The sequence below is a fragment of the Promicromonospora sp. NPDC023805 genome, assembly GCF_040639635.1.
Classification (GTDB): Bacteria; Actinomycetota; Actinomycetes; order Actinomycetales; family Cellulomonadaceae; genus Promicromonospora.
Genome location: NZ_JBFAAH010000025.1, coordinates 48,696 through 63,539 on the forward strand (window position 1 = coordinate 48,696; position 14,844 = coordinate 63,539).

Below are 14,844 nucleotides of genomic sequence, written 5' to 3' on the forward strand. Positions count from 1 at the left end.
AAGGTGACCTGACCACAAAGGCCGCGGGGTCCGAGATACCGCGCCGGGATGTATTCCTTCCCGAAGTGGAGGGCCCCCTGGGGCCCGTGAACGCATCCCGGCGCGGTATCTCGGACCCCGCGGCCGCCCCAGCCGACTCCCCCGAGCCCGCCGAAGAACGCACCCTCGAAGAGCTTCTGACCGAGCTCGACGCCCTCACCGGACTAAGCCGAGTCAAGGACGAGATCCGTCGCCAGACCGAGCTCCTCCGCATAGAACGCCTCCGCGGCGAAGCCGGCCTCAGCGCCCCGACGCTCACCCGCCACCTCGTCTTCGTAGGCAACCCAGGCACCGGCAAGACGACGGTAGGCAGGCTCGTCGCCGGGATCTACCGCGCCCTGGGCCTGCTCGACAAGGGCCACCTGGTCGAGGTCGACCGCTCCGAGCTGGTCGCCGGCTACCTGGGCCAGACCGCCGAGAAGACGACGGCGGTGGTGGAGCGCGCCCTGGGCGGCGTGCTGTTCATCGACGAGGCCTACACCCTGGCCGAGGACCAGTACGGCCGCGAGGCCGTCGACACGCTGGTCAAGGACATGGAGGACCACCGCGACGACCTCGTGGTGATCGTGGCGGGCTACCCGGGCCCGATGGCCCGGTTCGTGGGCACCAACCCAGGACTGGAGAGCCGGTTCGCGCGCACCATCACGTTCGAGGACTACTCCCCCGACGATCTGCGCCGGATCTTCGAGAGCATGACGAGGTCCGCCGACTTCGAGCCGCAACCGGAGACACTCGAACGCTTTGACCGCCTCGCGGCCGACCAGGCGCGCGGCGAGGGCTTCGGCAACGGGCGCTGGGCCCGCAATGTGCTTGATTCCGCGATCGCCCGGCACGCCTGGCGCCTGCGGGACGTTGAACGACCGACGCTGGACCAGCTGCGCACGCTGGTCCCAGAGGACCTGGAGGATGTCGTGGACATCGGTACAGACAGCGAGGCCACCGCGTGACCGCACCGACGACGACGAACCCGGCCGCCCCGCCCGACCCCGGCGAGGATCCCGGGCCGCGCAACGCCGTCCTGCTCCGTCGGCGCAGCCGCTTCTCGGCGGCGCTGCTGACCACCCCGGGCCAGCTCGCGCTGGCCACTACCGTGGCCGTCGTGGCCTGCCTGATCCTTGGCATCACCGGGTTTCTCGCGGGCAACGGCCAGTCGGCGGCGCTGCACGACGCGCAGCGTGACGCGGCCCAGCTCGTGGGTACCCAGGAGCTGCGCAACGACCTGGTCTCTGCCGACGCGACGGCGACCAACGCGTTCCTCGTGGGCGGGCTGGAGCCCACGGAGGCGCGCGAACGCTACGAGGCGAGCCTGTCCGAGGCCGCCCAGGCCGTCCCGTCGCTGGCCGCGACCGCGCGGGGGGCCGGGGAGGCGGCGGACCTCGCCGCCGTGTCCGACTCGGTGCAGCGGTACGCGGGCCTCGTCGAGTCCGCGCGCGCGAACAACCGGCAGGGTTTCCCGGTCGGCGCGGCGTACCTGGACCAGGCGTCGGCGGCGTTGCGTGACGAGGTCCTGCCCACCATCGACGAGGTGGCGGTCTCGACGTCGCAGCGGGTGGACGCCGACATGGGCTCCATCTCCCTCGCCCAGGCGCTGCTCCTGTTCGTGCTGCTGGCCCTCGTGGCGCTGGGCGCCGTCCAGCTCTGGCTGGCCCGGCGTACGCACCGCGTCCTGAACACCGGGCTGGCGGCCGCGAGCGTCGCCCTCCTGGTCGGCGGCGTCGTGACGGTGGCGGCGGTGCTGGGCGGCAACGGCGTCGCCCGGTCCGTCGCAAGCGGCCCGTACGCGGCGACCGTAGCGACGTCGGAGGCGCTGTCGCTGGCCACCGACGCCAAGTCGATGGAGTCCTTCACGCTGATCAAGCGCGGCTCGGGCGCGGACTTCGAGGAGTCCTACCAGACGTCGCTCACCGATGCGAAGGCCCTCCTGGCCGAGGCCGCCGAGGCGACCGACACCGGCTCCGACCCCCTGTCCCTCCTGGACGAGTGGGACGCCAAGCACGCCGAGATCCGCGAGCTGGACGACGGCGGCCGCTGGGACGACGCGGTCGACGCGGCGACTGCCACCGGCGACGGCTCGGCGGGTGCGGCCTTCGCCGCGTTCTCCGACCAGGCCCACGCGGACGTCGAGACGACGAGCACCGCAGCGGTCGACCGGCTCGGCGCTGCGGCGACCACCGCGCAGACAGCCGCCTGGATCGCCCTCGTGCTCGGTGTGGCAGGGGCAGTAGCCGCTGCCGCCGGGATGAACGTCCGCCTGAAGGAGTACCGATGAGCACCGTTCGCAGACCGCTGGTCGCCGCCCTCGTCGCGCTCGCCATAGTCGGCACGACGGCGGCGTGCGCACCCGAACCGATGACTCACCTGCTCACCGGCGCGGCCGGCGCAGGCTCGGTGGCGCAGGAGTCGGCCCCGAAGGCCGCTACCGGTGGAGCGGCGTCCGGCGTCGCGACCGCCGCCGAGGACTGCGCCGACGGGCGGCCCGCCGTCGCGTCGCTGGACCCCGAGGGCAGCCCAGAGGTGACGTCCGGCTCCACCATGGCGGCCATCCGGGCGCACGGTGCCCTCCGGGTGGGGGTCTCGGCCGACACCCTGCTCATGGGTTCGCGCGACCCGTTCACCGGCGACATCGAGGGCTTCGACATCGACGTGGCCCGGCAGATCGCCGACGCGATACTGGGCGACCCGGACAAGATCGAGTTTCGCGTGATCACGTCGGGCGACCGGGAGACCGTGCTGGCCGAGCACCAGGTCGACATCGTGACGCGCGCCTTCACCATCAACTGCGAGCGCTGGGAGAACATCGCGTTCTCCGCGGAGTACTACCACGCGGGCCAGAAGCTCCTGGTGCCCTCGACCTCGAAGGTCGCGGGCATCGACGACCTCGAGGGGCAGCGGGTCTGCGCACCCGAGGGCACCACCACCTTGGAACGCCTCGGGGAGTGGGAGGGCGTCGAGGCGGTGCCCGCCGCGACCCACACCACGTGCCTCGTCCTGTTCCAGCAGGGTGAGGTGGACGCCATCACCGGCGACGACACCGTCCTGGCCGGCTTCGCCGCGCAGGACCCGTACGCGAAGGTCGTCGGCGACGCCGTCAGCGACGAGCCCTACGGCGTCGGCATCCCCGCCGACCAGCCGGACATGGTGCGGTTCGTCAACGGCGTGCTGGAGGACATGATCGCCGGCGGGCAGTGGGAGGAGTCCTACGACCGCTGGCTGGGCGATGCGCTCGGGCCCGCGCCCGCCGCGCCGAGCCCGGTGTACGGACGGACGCCGTGAGCAGGACCCAGCGCGCGCCGGCGCCACCCGGCGCCCTGGGGATCGCCGCGGAACCCACGGACCTCCTGACCTACCTGTCGGACCTGCAGGCCTGGCTCGACGCACGGCGCGCCGACCTGGACCGGCTCGACTCCGCGGCGCGCCAGTCGGGCGCGGAGGGTGTCACCGCCGACGTCGTGCTGGCCCTGACCCTGTGGCAGGCGGTGCGCACGCGCACCGACGAGCTGGTCACGGTGTGGGACTCCGGCCGCGCGGACGCCGTCGCGCGCGAGCGCATGTCCCAGCTGATCTGGGGCCGCCTGGGCGGCGACCCCGCGACCTCGCTGCTGTCCCTGGTCGACGCCGCGCGCCTGTGCGACGCGCAGGCCGACCAGCTCGCGGCCCGGCTCTCCTTCGACCCGCACGCCGCCGACGTCACCGCCCGCCTGCGCTCACTGGCCGCCGGCCTCGTCCGGGCCGAGGACGCCGCGCTCGCCTCGGCGGACACCGAGGACGACGCGGTGGTCGCCCGCCTGCGCGACCGGCTCGCCCGTCTCAGGTCCGACGCCGCCCGCGGCGCCGACATCACGGGGCCGCTCGCGGCGCTCGAGGACGCCATAGCGCGCACCGAGCGCGACCTCATAGTGGCAACGGCCCGACGCCGGTCGCTCGCCAAGGACCGGGACCGCGCCGTCGCGCTGCGCAGCACCCTGGCCGACCGGGCGCCCGTGCTCAGCCAGGTCGCGGAACGCTGCCGCCGGGAGATCACCGACCCGCCGCGGCTCGCGATCCCGGACGTGGCCCGGCTCGGCGACGTCCCCGCAGAACCCGACCGCCTCAAGACGTACGTCCAGCGGCTGGGCGCCGTCGAACGGGCGATGGCGCGGGTGGAGGACGCCTACACCGCACCGCTGCGCGAACGCGCCGAGCTGCGCTACCGCGTCAAGAAGCTGATGACAAAAGCCCAGGGCAACGGGCGGGCGGCGTCGTCCACCGTGAAGGCGGGCGAGGACGAGGCGCGCGAAGCGCTGGACGCCACACCCTGCGACCTGGCCCTGGCACGGCACTTCACCGAGCAGCTCGAGACGCTAGTGCGTGACCTCCCGGAGGGACACCGATGACGACACAGGCCTGCGCCGAGCCCGGCTGCACCGGCACCATCGAGGACGGCTACTGCGACGTGTGCGGCGCGCCCGCCGGGGGCAACCCCGCAGGCGACGCGCTCGCCGAGGTCGCGGCGTCGTGGACCAGCGAGGACCCGGACGCGTCCACCGTCCGTGCCTCCGGATCTGCCCCGGGCTCCGCCCCTGGCGCCATGTCCCAGCCGTCGACCGGCCGCACCAGCTCGTCCCGCCTCGCGTCGACGGCGCTGGGCTCGGCGCGCGCGGCGTCGTCCGGCACCTACCAGACGCGCCGGGTGGGCACCGGGTCGACCCGGCTGCGCGGGCACCGCCTGGGCGCCGGCCTGACCACCGTGCCGCACACCCCCGTGGCCGATCCGCTGCAGGCCGTCATGGCCACGCCGGAGCTCGCGGAGAACAAGCGCTTCTGCCCCACGTGCGGCCAGCCGGTCGGACGCGCCCGCGACGGTGTGCCTGGCCGCATCGCCGGGTTCTGCGGACACTGCGGCGCGCGGTACGACTTCGCGCCGGCGCTCAAGGCCGGCGACCTCCTCGCTGGCCAGTACGAGGTGGTGGGCTGCCTCGCGCACGGTGGCCTGGGCTGGATCTACCTGGCCCGCGACCGCAACGTGAGCGGCCGCTGGGTGGTGCTCAAGGGCCTGCTCAACGCGGGCGACCGGGAGGCATACGAGGCGGCGGTCGCGGAGCGTCAGTTCCTCGCCGAGGTCGAGCACCCGCTCATCGTCGAGATCTTCAACTTCGTGCTGCACGAGGGTCTCGGCTACACGGTCATGGAGTTCGTGGGCGGCAAGTCGCTCAAGGACGTGCTCAAGGAGCGCCGCGACCTGGGTGAGGGGCAGGCCCGCCCGCTGCCCGTGGACCAGGCCATCGCGTACATCCTCGAGGTGCTGCCCGCCTTCAGCTATCTGCACGACCACAACCTGCTGTACTGCGACTTCAAGCCGGACAACATCATCGCCCAGGGCGACGGCGTCAAGCTGATCGACATGGGCGGCGTGCGCCGCACCGACGACATGACGTCGGCCATCTACGGCACCGTCGGCTACCAGGCGCCCGAGGTGGCCGAGATCGGGCCGTCGGTGGCCTCCGACATCTTCACGCTGGGCCGCACCCTGGCCTCTCTGGTGCTCGACTTCCGCGGCAACACGACCGTGTACCAGGCGTCGTTCCCGCCGGTGGCCGAGACGCCGGTCTTCCAGAAGTACGACTCGTTCTACCGCTGGCTGGCCAAGGCGTGCGCGCCGAACCCTGCCGACCGGTTCGGCGGGGTCGACGAGGCCCGCGTCCAGCTCCTCGGCGTGCTCCGCGAGGTGGTCTCCACCGACAAGGGCCCCGGGTACACGGCAACGACGTCTGCCGAGTCGGTCCTGTTCGGCGTGCCGCCGCTCGACGGCGCCGACGGCGCGCTGGCCTGGGACGAGCTGCCGGTGCTCAAGGTGGACTCGACGGACCCGATGGCGTCCTGGCTGTCCGGCGTGAACGTCACCGACCCGGCAGCGCGCATGGTCGCGCTCGGCGGCGCGGCCGAGCCCACCGTCGAGGTACGGCTCGCCCTGGCGCGGGCCGCGATCGAGGCGGGCGACCTGGACCGCCTGCGCGAGACCGTCGCGCAGATCCTCGAGCACGACCCGTGGGAGTGGCGCGCCGCCTGGATGGAGGGCCTCGGCCACCTCTCGGCGGACAACCCGGCGGCCGCCCGCGCGTCGTTCAACGCCGTCTACGGGCAGGTGCCCGGCGAGCCGGCGCCCAAGCTCGCGCTCGCCACGGCCTGCGAGGTCTCCGGCGAGCCCGGTGTCGCCGAGCAGCTGTACGGCACCATCGCACGAGCCGACTCCAACTACACGGGCGCAGCCGCCTTCGGCCTCGCCCGGGTGCGGGCGGGGGGTGGCGAGCTCGACGGAGCCCTGCGCGCGCTCGACCTGGTGAGCCCCAGCCGTGGGTCCTTCCCCGACGCTCGCCTGCGGCGGGCCCGGCTCCTCGTCGACGCGCGCCGCACCCTGCTCGACCTGTCCGACGCCGTCGCCGGGCTCGACGCCGCCCACGTCCCCGACCGGCCCAAGGCCGAGGTCACCGTCGACGCCCTCTCCGGCGCGCTCGACCTGGTCACGGAGGCCGGACCCGACCCGAGCGTGCGGATAGCCGGCGCCGAGGCCACGGAGCCCGAGCTGCGGGACCGGCTCGAGCTCGCCCTGCGCACCCTCGCCCACCTCACCGACGAGCGCTGGGAGCGCGTGGATCTCGTCGACCGGGCAAACTCCGTACGGCGGTGGACCATGCGTTGAGCGGTCGACCGACCTGACAGGTGCGAGGAGCACGCTGAGAGCCGCGGGGTGCGAACCCTGACGAGGCAAGGAGAACTTCCCAGACATGAGTGCCGACGACAGTAGCCTCGTCCGCTGTCCCAGCTGCGGAGAGAACGCGGCGCCCCGCGCCCGATTCTGCGAGAACTGCGGCACGCCGCTGGGCAGCTCCGGTGCGAGCGTCCCCTCCGAGGTGACCCTCGAGATGGCACCCACCGTGGTGGACCCGGACCCGGCGACCGGCGACACCTCCGGCCGCCGGTCCTGCGGCGCCTGCGGCGGCACCATCGCCCCGGACGGGTACTGCGCCGACTGCGGCACCCCCGGCCAGTCCGAGCGCGACCACTTCGAGGAGCGCCCGGCCGAGTGGGTGGCCGGCGTCTGCGACCGCGGTGTGCGGCACCCCCGCAACGAGGACGCGATGGCCCTCGCCACCAGCGGCACCTTCGCAGCGCTTGTGGTGTGCGACGGCGTGTCCAGCGCGCCCGACTCCGACGTCGCATCGCTCGCCGCGAGCCGCGCCGCGCGGGACGTGCTGGTGGCCTACGGCCCCGAGGGAGCGAGCTCCGTGGTCGGAGCGACCAGCCGCCGCATCGCGGGCTGGACCGACGCCATGGTCGCCGCCTCCCGCGCGGCGGGCCAGGCAGTGCGGGGCGCAGCGGAACAGCTCGCCGCGACGAAGGGGAAGGACGTGGCGGACGACCCGCCGTCGTGCACCTTCGTGGCCGCTGTGGTGGACCACGACCTGATCGTCGCGGGCTGGCTCGGCGACTCCCGCGTGTACTGGCTGCCGGACTCGGGTCAGCCGGACTCAGCGCAGCCGGAACAACTCAGTGTCGACGACTCGTGGGCCCAGGAGATGATCGCGGCCGGCGTGCCGCGCGCACAGGCCGAGACGTCGCCCCAGGCGCACGCGATCACGCGGTGGCTGGGTCCTGACGCCCCGGACACGGACGCCCGCTGCGCCGCGACGGTCCCGTCCGGGCCGGGCTGGCTGCTCGTCTGCTCCGACGGCCTGTGGAACTACTGCTCCGACGCGCACGAGATGAGTGACCTCGTGCGCCGGTTCGCCACCTCCGGCGACCCGCACACCACGGCCGCGGCGCTCGTGCGCTGGGCCAACGCACAGGGCGGGCGGGACAACATCACCGCGGCTCTTGCCCGCGTCTCCCCCACTGTCACCGAGCAGCGATAGCCTGCCGTTACCCGAGAGGAGCCACCGTGGCCGAGTTCTCCGCCGAGGTCTTCCAGAACGAGTTCCTGTCCGACGGCGCCACCGACGTGCACGCGGTCGTGTCCGTGACGTGCACGGGCGCGGGCGCCGGCGGCGGTGCCGGGGTGAGCACCGGTGGTCCGGGCGGCGTCGCCGAGATCGTCGCCGTCGACACCTCCGGGTCCATGCAGGGCCGCAACATGGAGGCCGCCAAGCACGCCGCGGCGGTGGCCGTGGACCAGATCCCCGACGGCACCCTGTTCGCCATCGTCGGCGGCTCCCACGTGGCGACCCGGATCTTCCCCTACCCCAACGCACGCGTGCCCATGGTGGCCATGGAGCTGGGCGCCCGCAACGAGGCCAAGCGCGCCATCTCGACCATGTCCGCGAGCGGCGGCACCGCGATCTCCTCCTGGCTGCGCCTCGCCGACGACCTCTTCGCGACCGTCCCGGCGGCCCAGAAGCACCTGATCCTGCTGACCGACGGCAAGAACGAGTCCGAGCCGACCATGCACCTCGACCGGATGATCGCCGACGTCACCGGGCACTTCCAGTGCGACGCCCGCGGGGTCGGCGACCGCTGGGTGGTGGAGGAGCTGCGCAAGATCTCGACGGCGCTGCTCGGGACCGTCGACCTCATCGCCCGGCCCGAGGACATCGCCGAGGACTTCTCCGCCCTCGTGCGCAAGTCCATGGCCCGCGGTGTCGCCGCGGTGGACCTGCGCGTGTGGGCGCCCCAGGGTTCGGAGGTCCTGTTCGTCAAGCAGGTAGCGCCGGAGGTGGACGACCTCACGGGCCGCCGCACCCAGGTGAACGCCCTGACCAGCGGATACCCCACGGGCGCGTGGGCCGACGAGACCCGCGAGTACCACGTGGCGGTCCGCGTGCCGGCGAAGCCCGTGGGCTCCGAACAGCTCGCGGCGCGCGTGCAGGTCGCCGTCGGCGACGAGGTGACGGCGTCTGGCCTGGTCAAGGCCAAGTGGTCGGACGACTCCACGCTCACCGCCCGGATCAGCCCCGAGGTGGCGCACTACACGGGCCAGGCGGAGCTCGCCTCGGCGATCCAGGAGGGCCTGGCCGCCAAGGCCGCCGGCGACGAGGCGACGGCGACGGTGAAGCTCGGCCGCGCCGTCCAGCTCGCCGCCGAGACCGGCAACGACGACGCGACCTCGCGCCTGCGCAAGATCGTGGAGGTGGACAACGAGGAGGCGGGCACCGTGCGGCTCAAGCGGAACACCGCCAAGCTGGACGAGATGGCACTCGACACCGCTTCCACCAAGACGACCCGGGTACGGCGCGCATGACGGTCGTCTGCCCGGAGGGCCACAGCAGCCAGTCCACGGACTACTGCGACGTGTGCGGTACGCCGATCCCGGCGGGGCGTTCGGCGGTCGAGCCTGCCCAGACAGGGTCGGTCGCGGTCTCGTCCGCCGAGTCCGCCGCCGGCGGCCCCGAGACCTGCCCCAACTGCGGCGACCTGTCCCCGTCGGGCTCGCTGTTCTGCGAGAACTGCGGGTACGACTTCACGACCGGCACGACGGCTCCGCCGCCACCCCCGCCGTCCGCCCTGGACCTGGGCGGCCTGAGTGCGCCGCAGCAGCCGAGCACACCGGCGCCCGCGGCTCCTCCGCCGAACCCGCCGCCCGTGAACCCGCCGTCGCAGGGCACACCTCCGCCGTCGGCCAGCGGCATACCCGCACCGTCGCCCGGCGGCGGCGGGCTCAGCGCGCCGCCCGTGCCTGGCGACGACGCCTGGGTCGCGGAGATCTGGGTCGACCCCGACTGGTACGCGCACGAGCAGCCAGAGGACCCGATGCCGTCGGCGGGCCTGCCCGGCCTGGTCACGCTGCGGCAGCGCAGCCTGCTCGTGGGGCGGCCGTCGCAGTCCCGCGGCATCCGGCCCGACGTCGACTGCGGCAGCGACCCTGGCGTGTCCCGGCGGCACTGCCAGCTGACCACCGACGGGATGCGCTGGTGGGTGGAGGATCTCGGCTCGTCGAACGGCACATTCGTCGCCGCCACGGGCGACCCCCTGCCCGACGTCCCGCTGACGCAGGGCGTCCGCCGGGAGATCGAGGAGAGCGACCGGGTCTTCATCGGCGCCTGGACGCGGCTCGTCATCCGGAAGGCGCTCCTGGGCGAGGCCTAGCAGGTCCTGGCAGAGGCCCGGGTCACCCACCTGACCCGGGCCTCTTGCCTGCCCCGGATAAAAAGCCGTGCGCTGACCGGGTGACACCTGGGAGGCTCAAGGCACACCGCGGTGACGTCCGTCCGGTCCCATACCGGGCGGTGGAAAGGGTCCGGCCAGACCCATGTCGGGAGACCGACACCTCCAGCGTCACGAAAGGCACTCACGTGCATACCGAGTACGACCTGGCGCTCATCCTTCACCGGGACCGCCTCCGCGCCGCCGACGAAGATCGGCGTTCACGAACGCTCCGCCTGGAGCAGAAGCGACGCAAGGCCGAGGCCGGCGCCGCACACAGCACCAACAGCCGCGCACGGGTTCCCGCCCTGCGCGTGCGGTCGGCATGACCCCCGTGGCGCCGGCCGGGTTCCACCCGGTACCCGGCGCCCCTCGACACCCCGAAGCAGAGCGCGTGCACGGCACCCGCTCTGCTTCGGCGTTGTACGACCGTTGATCGCTCCGAACGGGACGGTCTCGACGCGCTGCGCAGCGCCCTGACCTGGGGAAGGGTGCTGCACGTCACCCCTGTCCGGCTTGCGCGGGATTTCCGTGATCAGGGATGATGTAACACGACGGAAACAGTGCGAGGCGCCGAGCCGCGACCCGGCCGGTACGCCCCACCGCACCGTCACCCTCTCCCCACCCCTGGAAGGACCAGACACATGCATGCCCAGACCGCGTACGACATCGGCCGCGCACAGGTCGCCGAGATCGCCCGCCGCGCGGAGGCCTCCGAAGCCCAGCAGCGCGCCCTCCGTGAGCGTCCCGAGCGTCGCTCCGCCAAGCGCGTCAAGCGACTCCGCCTGATCTGACCGGCTCCGGCGCGCGGGCGCCGTCGCCGAACATCCTGGCCCTTCCTAGGACGACCACCCGGTCGGCCTGCGGGAGGGCCTTCTGTTTGCCCGGGCTGCCCCCTTGACCCCATCCCGCGTAACTCCGCTGCTCCGGACGCAATAGGCTGAGCGGCGTGAGCCTTCCCAACCCCAACGAGCGCATCGTCTGGATCGACTGCGAGATGACCGGCCTGGACCTGCGCGCTGACGCGCTCGTCGAGGTCGCCGCGATCGTCACCGACTCCGACCTCAACGTCCTGGGCACCGGTGTCGATGTCCTCGTCAAGCCTCCGGCCGAGGCACTGGCGCAGATGAACGACTTCGTGCGCACCATGCACACCACGTCCGGCCTGCTCGACGAGCTGGACGAGGGGCTGACGCTCGAGGAGGCGCAGGCGCAGATCCTGGCCTACGTCCGCGAGTGGGTACCGGAGCCACGCAAGGCGCCGCTGGCCGGTAACTCGGTCGGCACGGACAAGACGTTCCTCGACCTGCACATGCCCGAGCTCGTGGAGCACCTGCACTACCGGATCGTCGACGTGTCGTCGATCAAGGAGCTGGCCCGCCGCTGGTACCCGCGCGTCTACTTCGCGTCACCGAAGAAGGGCGGCGGGCACCGTGCGCTCGCCGACATCCTGGAGTCGATCGACGAGCTGCGCTACTACCGCGAGGTCCTGTTCCCCACCCAGCCCGGCCCGGACACGGCGACCTCGCGCGCCGCGGCGCAGCGCATCGCCGAGACGTCCGTCACGAAGCAGCTCGCCCCGTAGTTTTCAGTTCGGTCCGGGGCTGCCGACCATGTATGCTTTTCGACGGTCGCCGGTCCACAATCGGCGAGCATGGTGGGCGTAGCTCAGCTGGTAGAGCATCGCGTTGTGGTCGCGAGGGCCGCGGGTTCAAGTCCCGTCGCTCACCCCATACGAAGGGCCCCTCACTCAGGTGAGGGGCCCTTCGTGTTCGCTGGACGCAGGTGCTGGGACACGACTGTGAAACCAGTCCAGGTTCACACCTCGCTCTGGTTTCGGGCGAACACCTGCTTGCACAGACCTGACGGGCTTCCGCCCGCAGCGGCGGCACCGGCAGACGGGCGTGCGCGATCGTCGTGAGCGGTCATCGGCGGATGTTCCTCCCGCCGCAGGGATGGATCAGGCGTCGCAGGCGGTGAACGCGACGGTGCGCAGGGTGCCGATGGATCCGTCGGAGATCTCCTCGATGTCGGGCAGATCCTTGTTCTCGTCGACGGCGTTGAGCGCGTAGACGGTGCCGTCGGGGGCGGTGAGCGTGAGCACGGGGTCGCCATCCTTGTTGTGCTCGCAGGCGACGGTGCCGTGATCGACGGTGAGGTTCCAGGAGTGCCCAAGATCGTCCTTGCTGACCTCGGCCGGGTTGCTCGTCACCGTCGCCTTCGGCCCGTCGACCGGGAAGTCTTCGGGATGCTGCAGGCCGTTGCACCCGGCAAGCCCCGCTGTGCCGAGGACGAGGGCGCCGGCAGCGAGGGCGAACCGGACGGCGCGGTGACGCGGAACGGACATGGTGTTGGGGTTCACGGGGTCTCCTTGAGTAGAGCAAGTGCCATGTAGCCGTCCTCGAGGTTCGGGTCGGCCGGGGTGGCATCGGCGGGCGGGGTATCGGTGATGACTCGGTACTGGGTGCCGTCGCCTGTGGTCGTCGCGTTGACCACGGTTTCGTGCTCGGGCGGCGGCACGGTGCGGGCCGCGGTGAGCCACGTACGACCACGGGCGGCGTCGATCAGGCCCTCTGTCGGACCGTCGTAGCGGGCCCGGCCGTCGCGGAGTACGAACACGTAGGGGCAGGTCTGGGCGACGTCGTCGAGAATGTGGGTGGACAGGATCACGGTGCGGTCCCGACCGAGACTGGCGAGCAGGGCGCGGAACCGCATCCGCTCCTCCGGGTCGAGCCCAGCGGTCGGTTCGTCCACGATGAGGAGCTTCGGGTCACCCATGAGCGCCTGTGCGATCCCGACGCGGCGGCGCATCCCGCCGGAGAACCCACCGATCCGCCGGTCCTGCGCATCGGTCAGCCCGACGCGCGCGATGAGCTCACGGGCCTGCTGCTTGCGCACGGCGGCGTTGTCGATGCCTTTGAGGACGCCGACGTAGTCGAGGAACTCCAGCGGGGTGAGATTCGGGTACGGCTCGACGTCTTGTGGCAGGTATCCGATGGTCTTCTTCACCGCCCGCCGAGTGCTCGCGTCGGCGAGGTCGTGGCCGTCGATGAGTACCCGTCCTCGCGACGGCCGGATGATGCCGCACAGGATCCGCATCAGGGTGGTCTTCCCGGCCCCGTTGGAACCGAGCAGCCCGGTCATGCCCTGTGGCACGTCGAGGGTGACGCCGTCGAGGGCAGCCGGCTTCTTGCGGAAGTCCTTGCCGAGGTGATCGATCGAGATGAACATGCGGGATTCCTTTCAGCGCTTCCGGGTGCGTTCGGCCAGCCACGACCCGGCCAGCAGCAGGGCGAAGACGATGACGAGCTGGAGGACCAGGGAGACGGCCGCACCCAGCGGGGTACCGTCGAAGGCAAGCGGCCCGGAGGCCGGGTACATCGGGTCCGCACCGAACCAACCGGTGACTATCGCGTCGCCGATCACGGAGAACAGGGTCCCGTTCGGTGTCGGGAGCGGCAGCAGAGAACTGGAGAAGATCAGGAAGAACCACAACAGCACCGCCACGATCCGTCCCAGCGCCGCGGGCAGCAGCGCCCCCGCCACCCCGGACAGCGCCATCGCGATCAGCGCGGCCGGAGCAACCACCGTCGCCGTGACGGCCAGCGCACCAGGTAGAGACCAGGGATGCCCGCTGATCGTCTGCACCAGCCCCATCGCGAGGAGCACAGCAACGGCTGGGGCGATGACGACGCTGAATGCGCCGAGCACGCGCGCCGTCCGCAGCAGCCCGCCCGGGATGGGTGTGGAGGCTTCGAGCTCGTGCATGCCGAGCTCGGCCGAGGCGGTGAAGAAGTCCGTGAACGCGGCCGCGTACGCGATCCCGGTGAGGATTGCGATGATCTGTCCGGAGAATGCGAGGTCTTCGATCCCGCCGGTGCCAGGACGGGCCGGGGAGATGGCCGCGAGCAACGTCGCGAACGCGGTGAGTGGGATCGCGGTGAACCAGAGGGCTTTCTGCCTCCGCGCGACGCGGGAATGGGTGCGCGCAAGGCCGATGAGGGTCATACAGGCGCCACCTTGGCGATGTTGCGTTCGGAGTCGCCGAGCCTCTGCCAGGCCGGCATCAGCAGCCCAGCGGCGACGAGGAGCGGCACGCCACGCTGCAGGTGCAGCGGGAGCACGTACGGGTCCCAGAGCATCGCGAGGAACATCCACGCTGCGACGACTGCGATCGTCGTCGACGACGCCGTTCCGGCGAATGCCGCTGCGACCAGTGCGATCACGGCGACGAATACGACCGCCCCTGCTGGAGACAGCACGCTTGCCCAGCCGATGTCGCGCGGCCAGACCCCGAGCAGACGCAGCGGCACCACCATCACGACCGCACCGACCAGCCCCGAGGCGGTGACGAGCAGGGTGCGCAGGAGCTGGACAGTGCGGAAGCTGGTCGTCGTCGACTCGTGCAGCTCGATCAGCGGGTCACCGGTGAGCGCGACGGCGACGCAGACCCCTGCGCAGATCACGAAGACCTGCGCCAGCCAGTTCACCAGCGTCATCGTCTGCGAGGCCGGCCATGTCAATGAGACCATCCAGCCCGTGGCCGCGACCAGGACGGCGACGAGCGTCGGCCCGACCGCGACAGACAGACCCACGCGCCGCCCTTGCGTCCGCAGCAGAGTTCTTGACATCTCGCCCTCCTCAATCCCTGGTTTCCGGCCGACCGCTGGACGCTGTTCGGCCTTCACCGGA

General features: G+C 72.1%; 15 protein-coding genes and 1 tRNA gene. 12 read left to right on the forward strand and 4 right to left on the reverse strand.

Annotated features, from left to right (window positions below):
- Positions 1-86: 86 nt before the first annotated feature.
- The 12 genes from AB0F70_RS21590 (at position 87) to AB0F70_RS21645 (ending at position 11,885) form a co-directional block, all read left to right on the forward strand.
- Complete coding sequence (locus AB0F70_RS21590; protein ID WP_357453078.1) at positions 87-986, forward strand: AAA family ATPase; 900 nt, start codon at positions 87-89, stop codon at positions 984-986.
- The gene (locus AB0F70_RS21595) at positions 983-2,308 is read left to right on the forward strand and encodes a hypothetical protein (RefSeq protein ID WP_357453081.1); all 1,326 of its coding nucleotides are present in this window, start codon (positions 983-985) and stop codon (positions 2,306-2,308) included. Before AB0F70_RS21590 ends, AB0F70_RS21595 begins: the two co-directional genes overlap by 4 nt.
- Positions 2,305-3,312: a glutamate ABC transporter substrate-binding protein gene (locus AB0F70_RS21600; protein WP_357453084.1), complete on the forward strand. Its 1,008-nt coding sequence runs from the start codon at positions 2,305-2,307 to the stop codon at positions 3,310-3,312. The genes AB0F70_RS21595 and AB0F70_RS21600 overlap by 4 nt, the downstream gene beginning before the upstream one ends.
- Positions 3,309-4,412 (forward strand): hypothetical protein, encoded by a 1,104-nt coding sequence (locus AB0F70_RS21605; RefSeq protein ID WP_357453087.1) that lies wholly within the window; start codon positions 3,309-3,311, stop codon positions 4,410-4,412. The genes AB0F70_RS21600 and AB0F70_RS21605 overlap by 4 nt, the downstream gene beginning before the upstream one ends.
- On the forward strand, positions 4,409-6,715 hold the full coding sequence (locus tag AB0F70_RS21610; RefSeq protein WP_357453090.1) for a tetratricopeptide repeat protein: 2,307 nt from the start codon (positions 4,409-4,411) through the stop codon (positions 6,713-6,715). Before AB0F70_RS21605 ends, AB0F70_RS21610 begins: the two co-directional genes overlap by 4 nt.
- Before the next feature lie 85 nt (positions 6,716-6,800).
- Complete coding sequence (locus tag AB0F70_RS21615) at positions 6,801-7,928, forward strand: PP2C family serine/threonine-protein phosphatase (protein ID WP_357453093.1); 1,128 nt, start codon at positions 6,801-6,803, stop codon at positions 7,926-7,928.
- A 26-nt stretch (positions 7,929-7,954) separates the two neighbouring features.
- Positions 7,955-9,250, forward strand: a complete 1,296-nt coding sequence (locus tag AB0F70_RS21620; protein WP_357453096.1) for a VWA domain-containing protein — start codon at positions 7,955-7,957, stop codon at positions 9,248-9,250.
- Complete coding sequence (locus AB0F70_RS21625; protein ID WP_357453099.1) at positions 9,247-10,095, forward strand: FHA domain-containing protein; 849 nt, start codon at positions 9,247-9,249, stop codon at positions 10,093-10,095. Before AB0F70_RS21620 ends, AB0F70_RS21625 begins: the two co-directional genes overlap by 4 nt.
- A gap of 206 nt (positions 10,096-10,301) precedes the next feature.
- Positions 10,302-10,481, forward strand: a complete 180-nt coding sequence (locus AB0F70_RS21630; protein ID WP_357453102.1) for a hypothetical protein — start codon at positions 10,302-10,304, stop codon at positions 10,479-10,481.
- A gap of 315 nt (positions 10,482-10,796) precedes the next feature.
- Complete coding sequence (locus tag AB0F70_RS21635) at positions 10,797-10,946, forward strand: hypothetical protein (RefSeq protein ID WP_357453105.1); 150 nt, start codon at positions 10,797-10,799, stop codon at positions 10,944-10,946.
- 155 nt (positions 10,947-11,101) lie between these two features.
- Positions 11,102-11,737, forward strand: a complete 636-nt coding sequence (gene orn / locus AB0F70_RS21640; protein ID WP_357453108.1) for an oligoribonuclease — start codon at positions 11,102-11,104, stop codon at positions 11,735-11,737.
- 72 nt (positions 11,738-11,809) lie between these two features.
- Positions 11,810-11,885 (forward strand) — tRNA-His (locus tag AB0F70_RS21645).
- Positions 11,886-12,112: 227 nt separating this feature from the next.
- Here AB0F70_RS21645 and AB0F70_RS21650 read toward each other — a convergent pair.
- Genes AB0F70_RS21650 through AB0F70_RS21665 form a run of 4 tightly spaced genes read right to left on the reverse strand, consistent with a single transcriptional unit; the run spans position 12,113 to position 14,783 of the window.
- Positions 12,113-12,514: a hypothetical protein gene (locus tag AB0F70_RS21650; RefSeq protein WP_357453111.1), complete on the reverse strand. Its 402-nt coding sequence runs from the start codon at positions 12,512-12,514 to the stop codon at positions 12,113-12,115.
- Positions 12,511-13,383 (reverse strand): ABC transporter ATP-binding protein, encoded by an 873-nt coding sequence (locus AB0F70_RS21655; RefSeq protein WP_357453114.1) that lies wholly within the window; start codon positions 13,381-13,383, stop codon positions 12,511-12,513. Before AB0F70_RS21655 ends, AB0F70_RS21650 begins: the two co-directional genes overlap by 4 nt.
- Positions 13,384-13,395: 12 nt before the next feature.
- Positions 13,396-14,160, reverse strand: coding sequence for a hypothetical protein (locus AB0F70_RS21660; RefSeq protein WP_357453117.1), 765 nt, complete (start codon positions 14,158-14,160; stop codon positions 13,396-13,398).
- Positions 14,157-14,783 carry a hypothetical protein gene (locus tag AB0F70_RS21665; protein ID WP_357453120.1) on the reverse strand — a complete coding sequence of 209 codons (627 nt, stop codon included), beginning with the start codon at positions 14,781-14,783 and terminating at the stop codon, positions 14,157-14,159. Before AB0F70_RS21665 ends, AB0F70_RS21660 begins: the two co-directional genes overlap by 4 nt.
- Positions 14,784-14,844 lie beyond the last annotated feature (61 nt).

Coding starts and splice junctions, on each gene's coding strand:
- AB0F70_RS21600 (WP_357453084.1), top strand. CDS start 2,305: ATGAGCACCGTTCGCAGACCGCTGGTCGCCGCCCTCGTCGCGCTCGCC.
- AB0F70_RS21665 (WP_357453120.1), bottom strand. CDS start 14,783: ATGTCAAGAACTCTGCTGCGGACGCAAGGGCGGCGCGTGGGTCTGTCT.
- AB0F70_RS21655 (WP_357453114.1), bottom strand. CDS start 13,383: ATGTTCATCTCGATCGATCACCTCGGCAAGGACTTCCGCAAGAAGCCG.
- AB0F70_RS21610 (WP_357453090.1), top strand. CDS start 4,409: ATGACGACACAGGCCTGCGCCGAGCCCGGCTGCACCGGCACCATCGAG.
- AB0F70_RS21660 (WP_357453117.1), bottom strand. CDS start 14,160: ATGACCCTCATCGGCCTTGCGCGCACCCATTCCCGCGTCGCGCGGAGG.
- AB0F70_RS21635 (WP_357453105.1), top strand. CDS start 10,797: ATGCATGCCCAGACCGCGTACGACATCGGCCGCGCACAGGTCGCCGAG.
- AB0F70_RS21625 (WP_357453099.1), top strand. CDS start 9,247: ATGACGGTCGTCTGCCCGGAGGGCCACAGCAGCCAGTCCACGGACTAC.
- AB0F70_RS21615 (WP_357453093.1), top strand. CDS start 6,801: ATGAGTGCCGACGACAGTAGCCTCGTCCGCTGTCCCAGCTGCGGAGAG.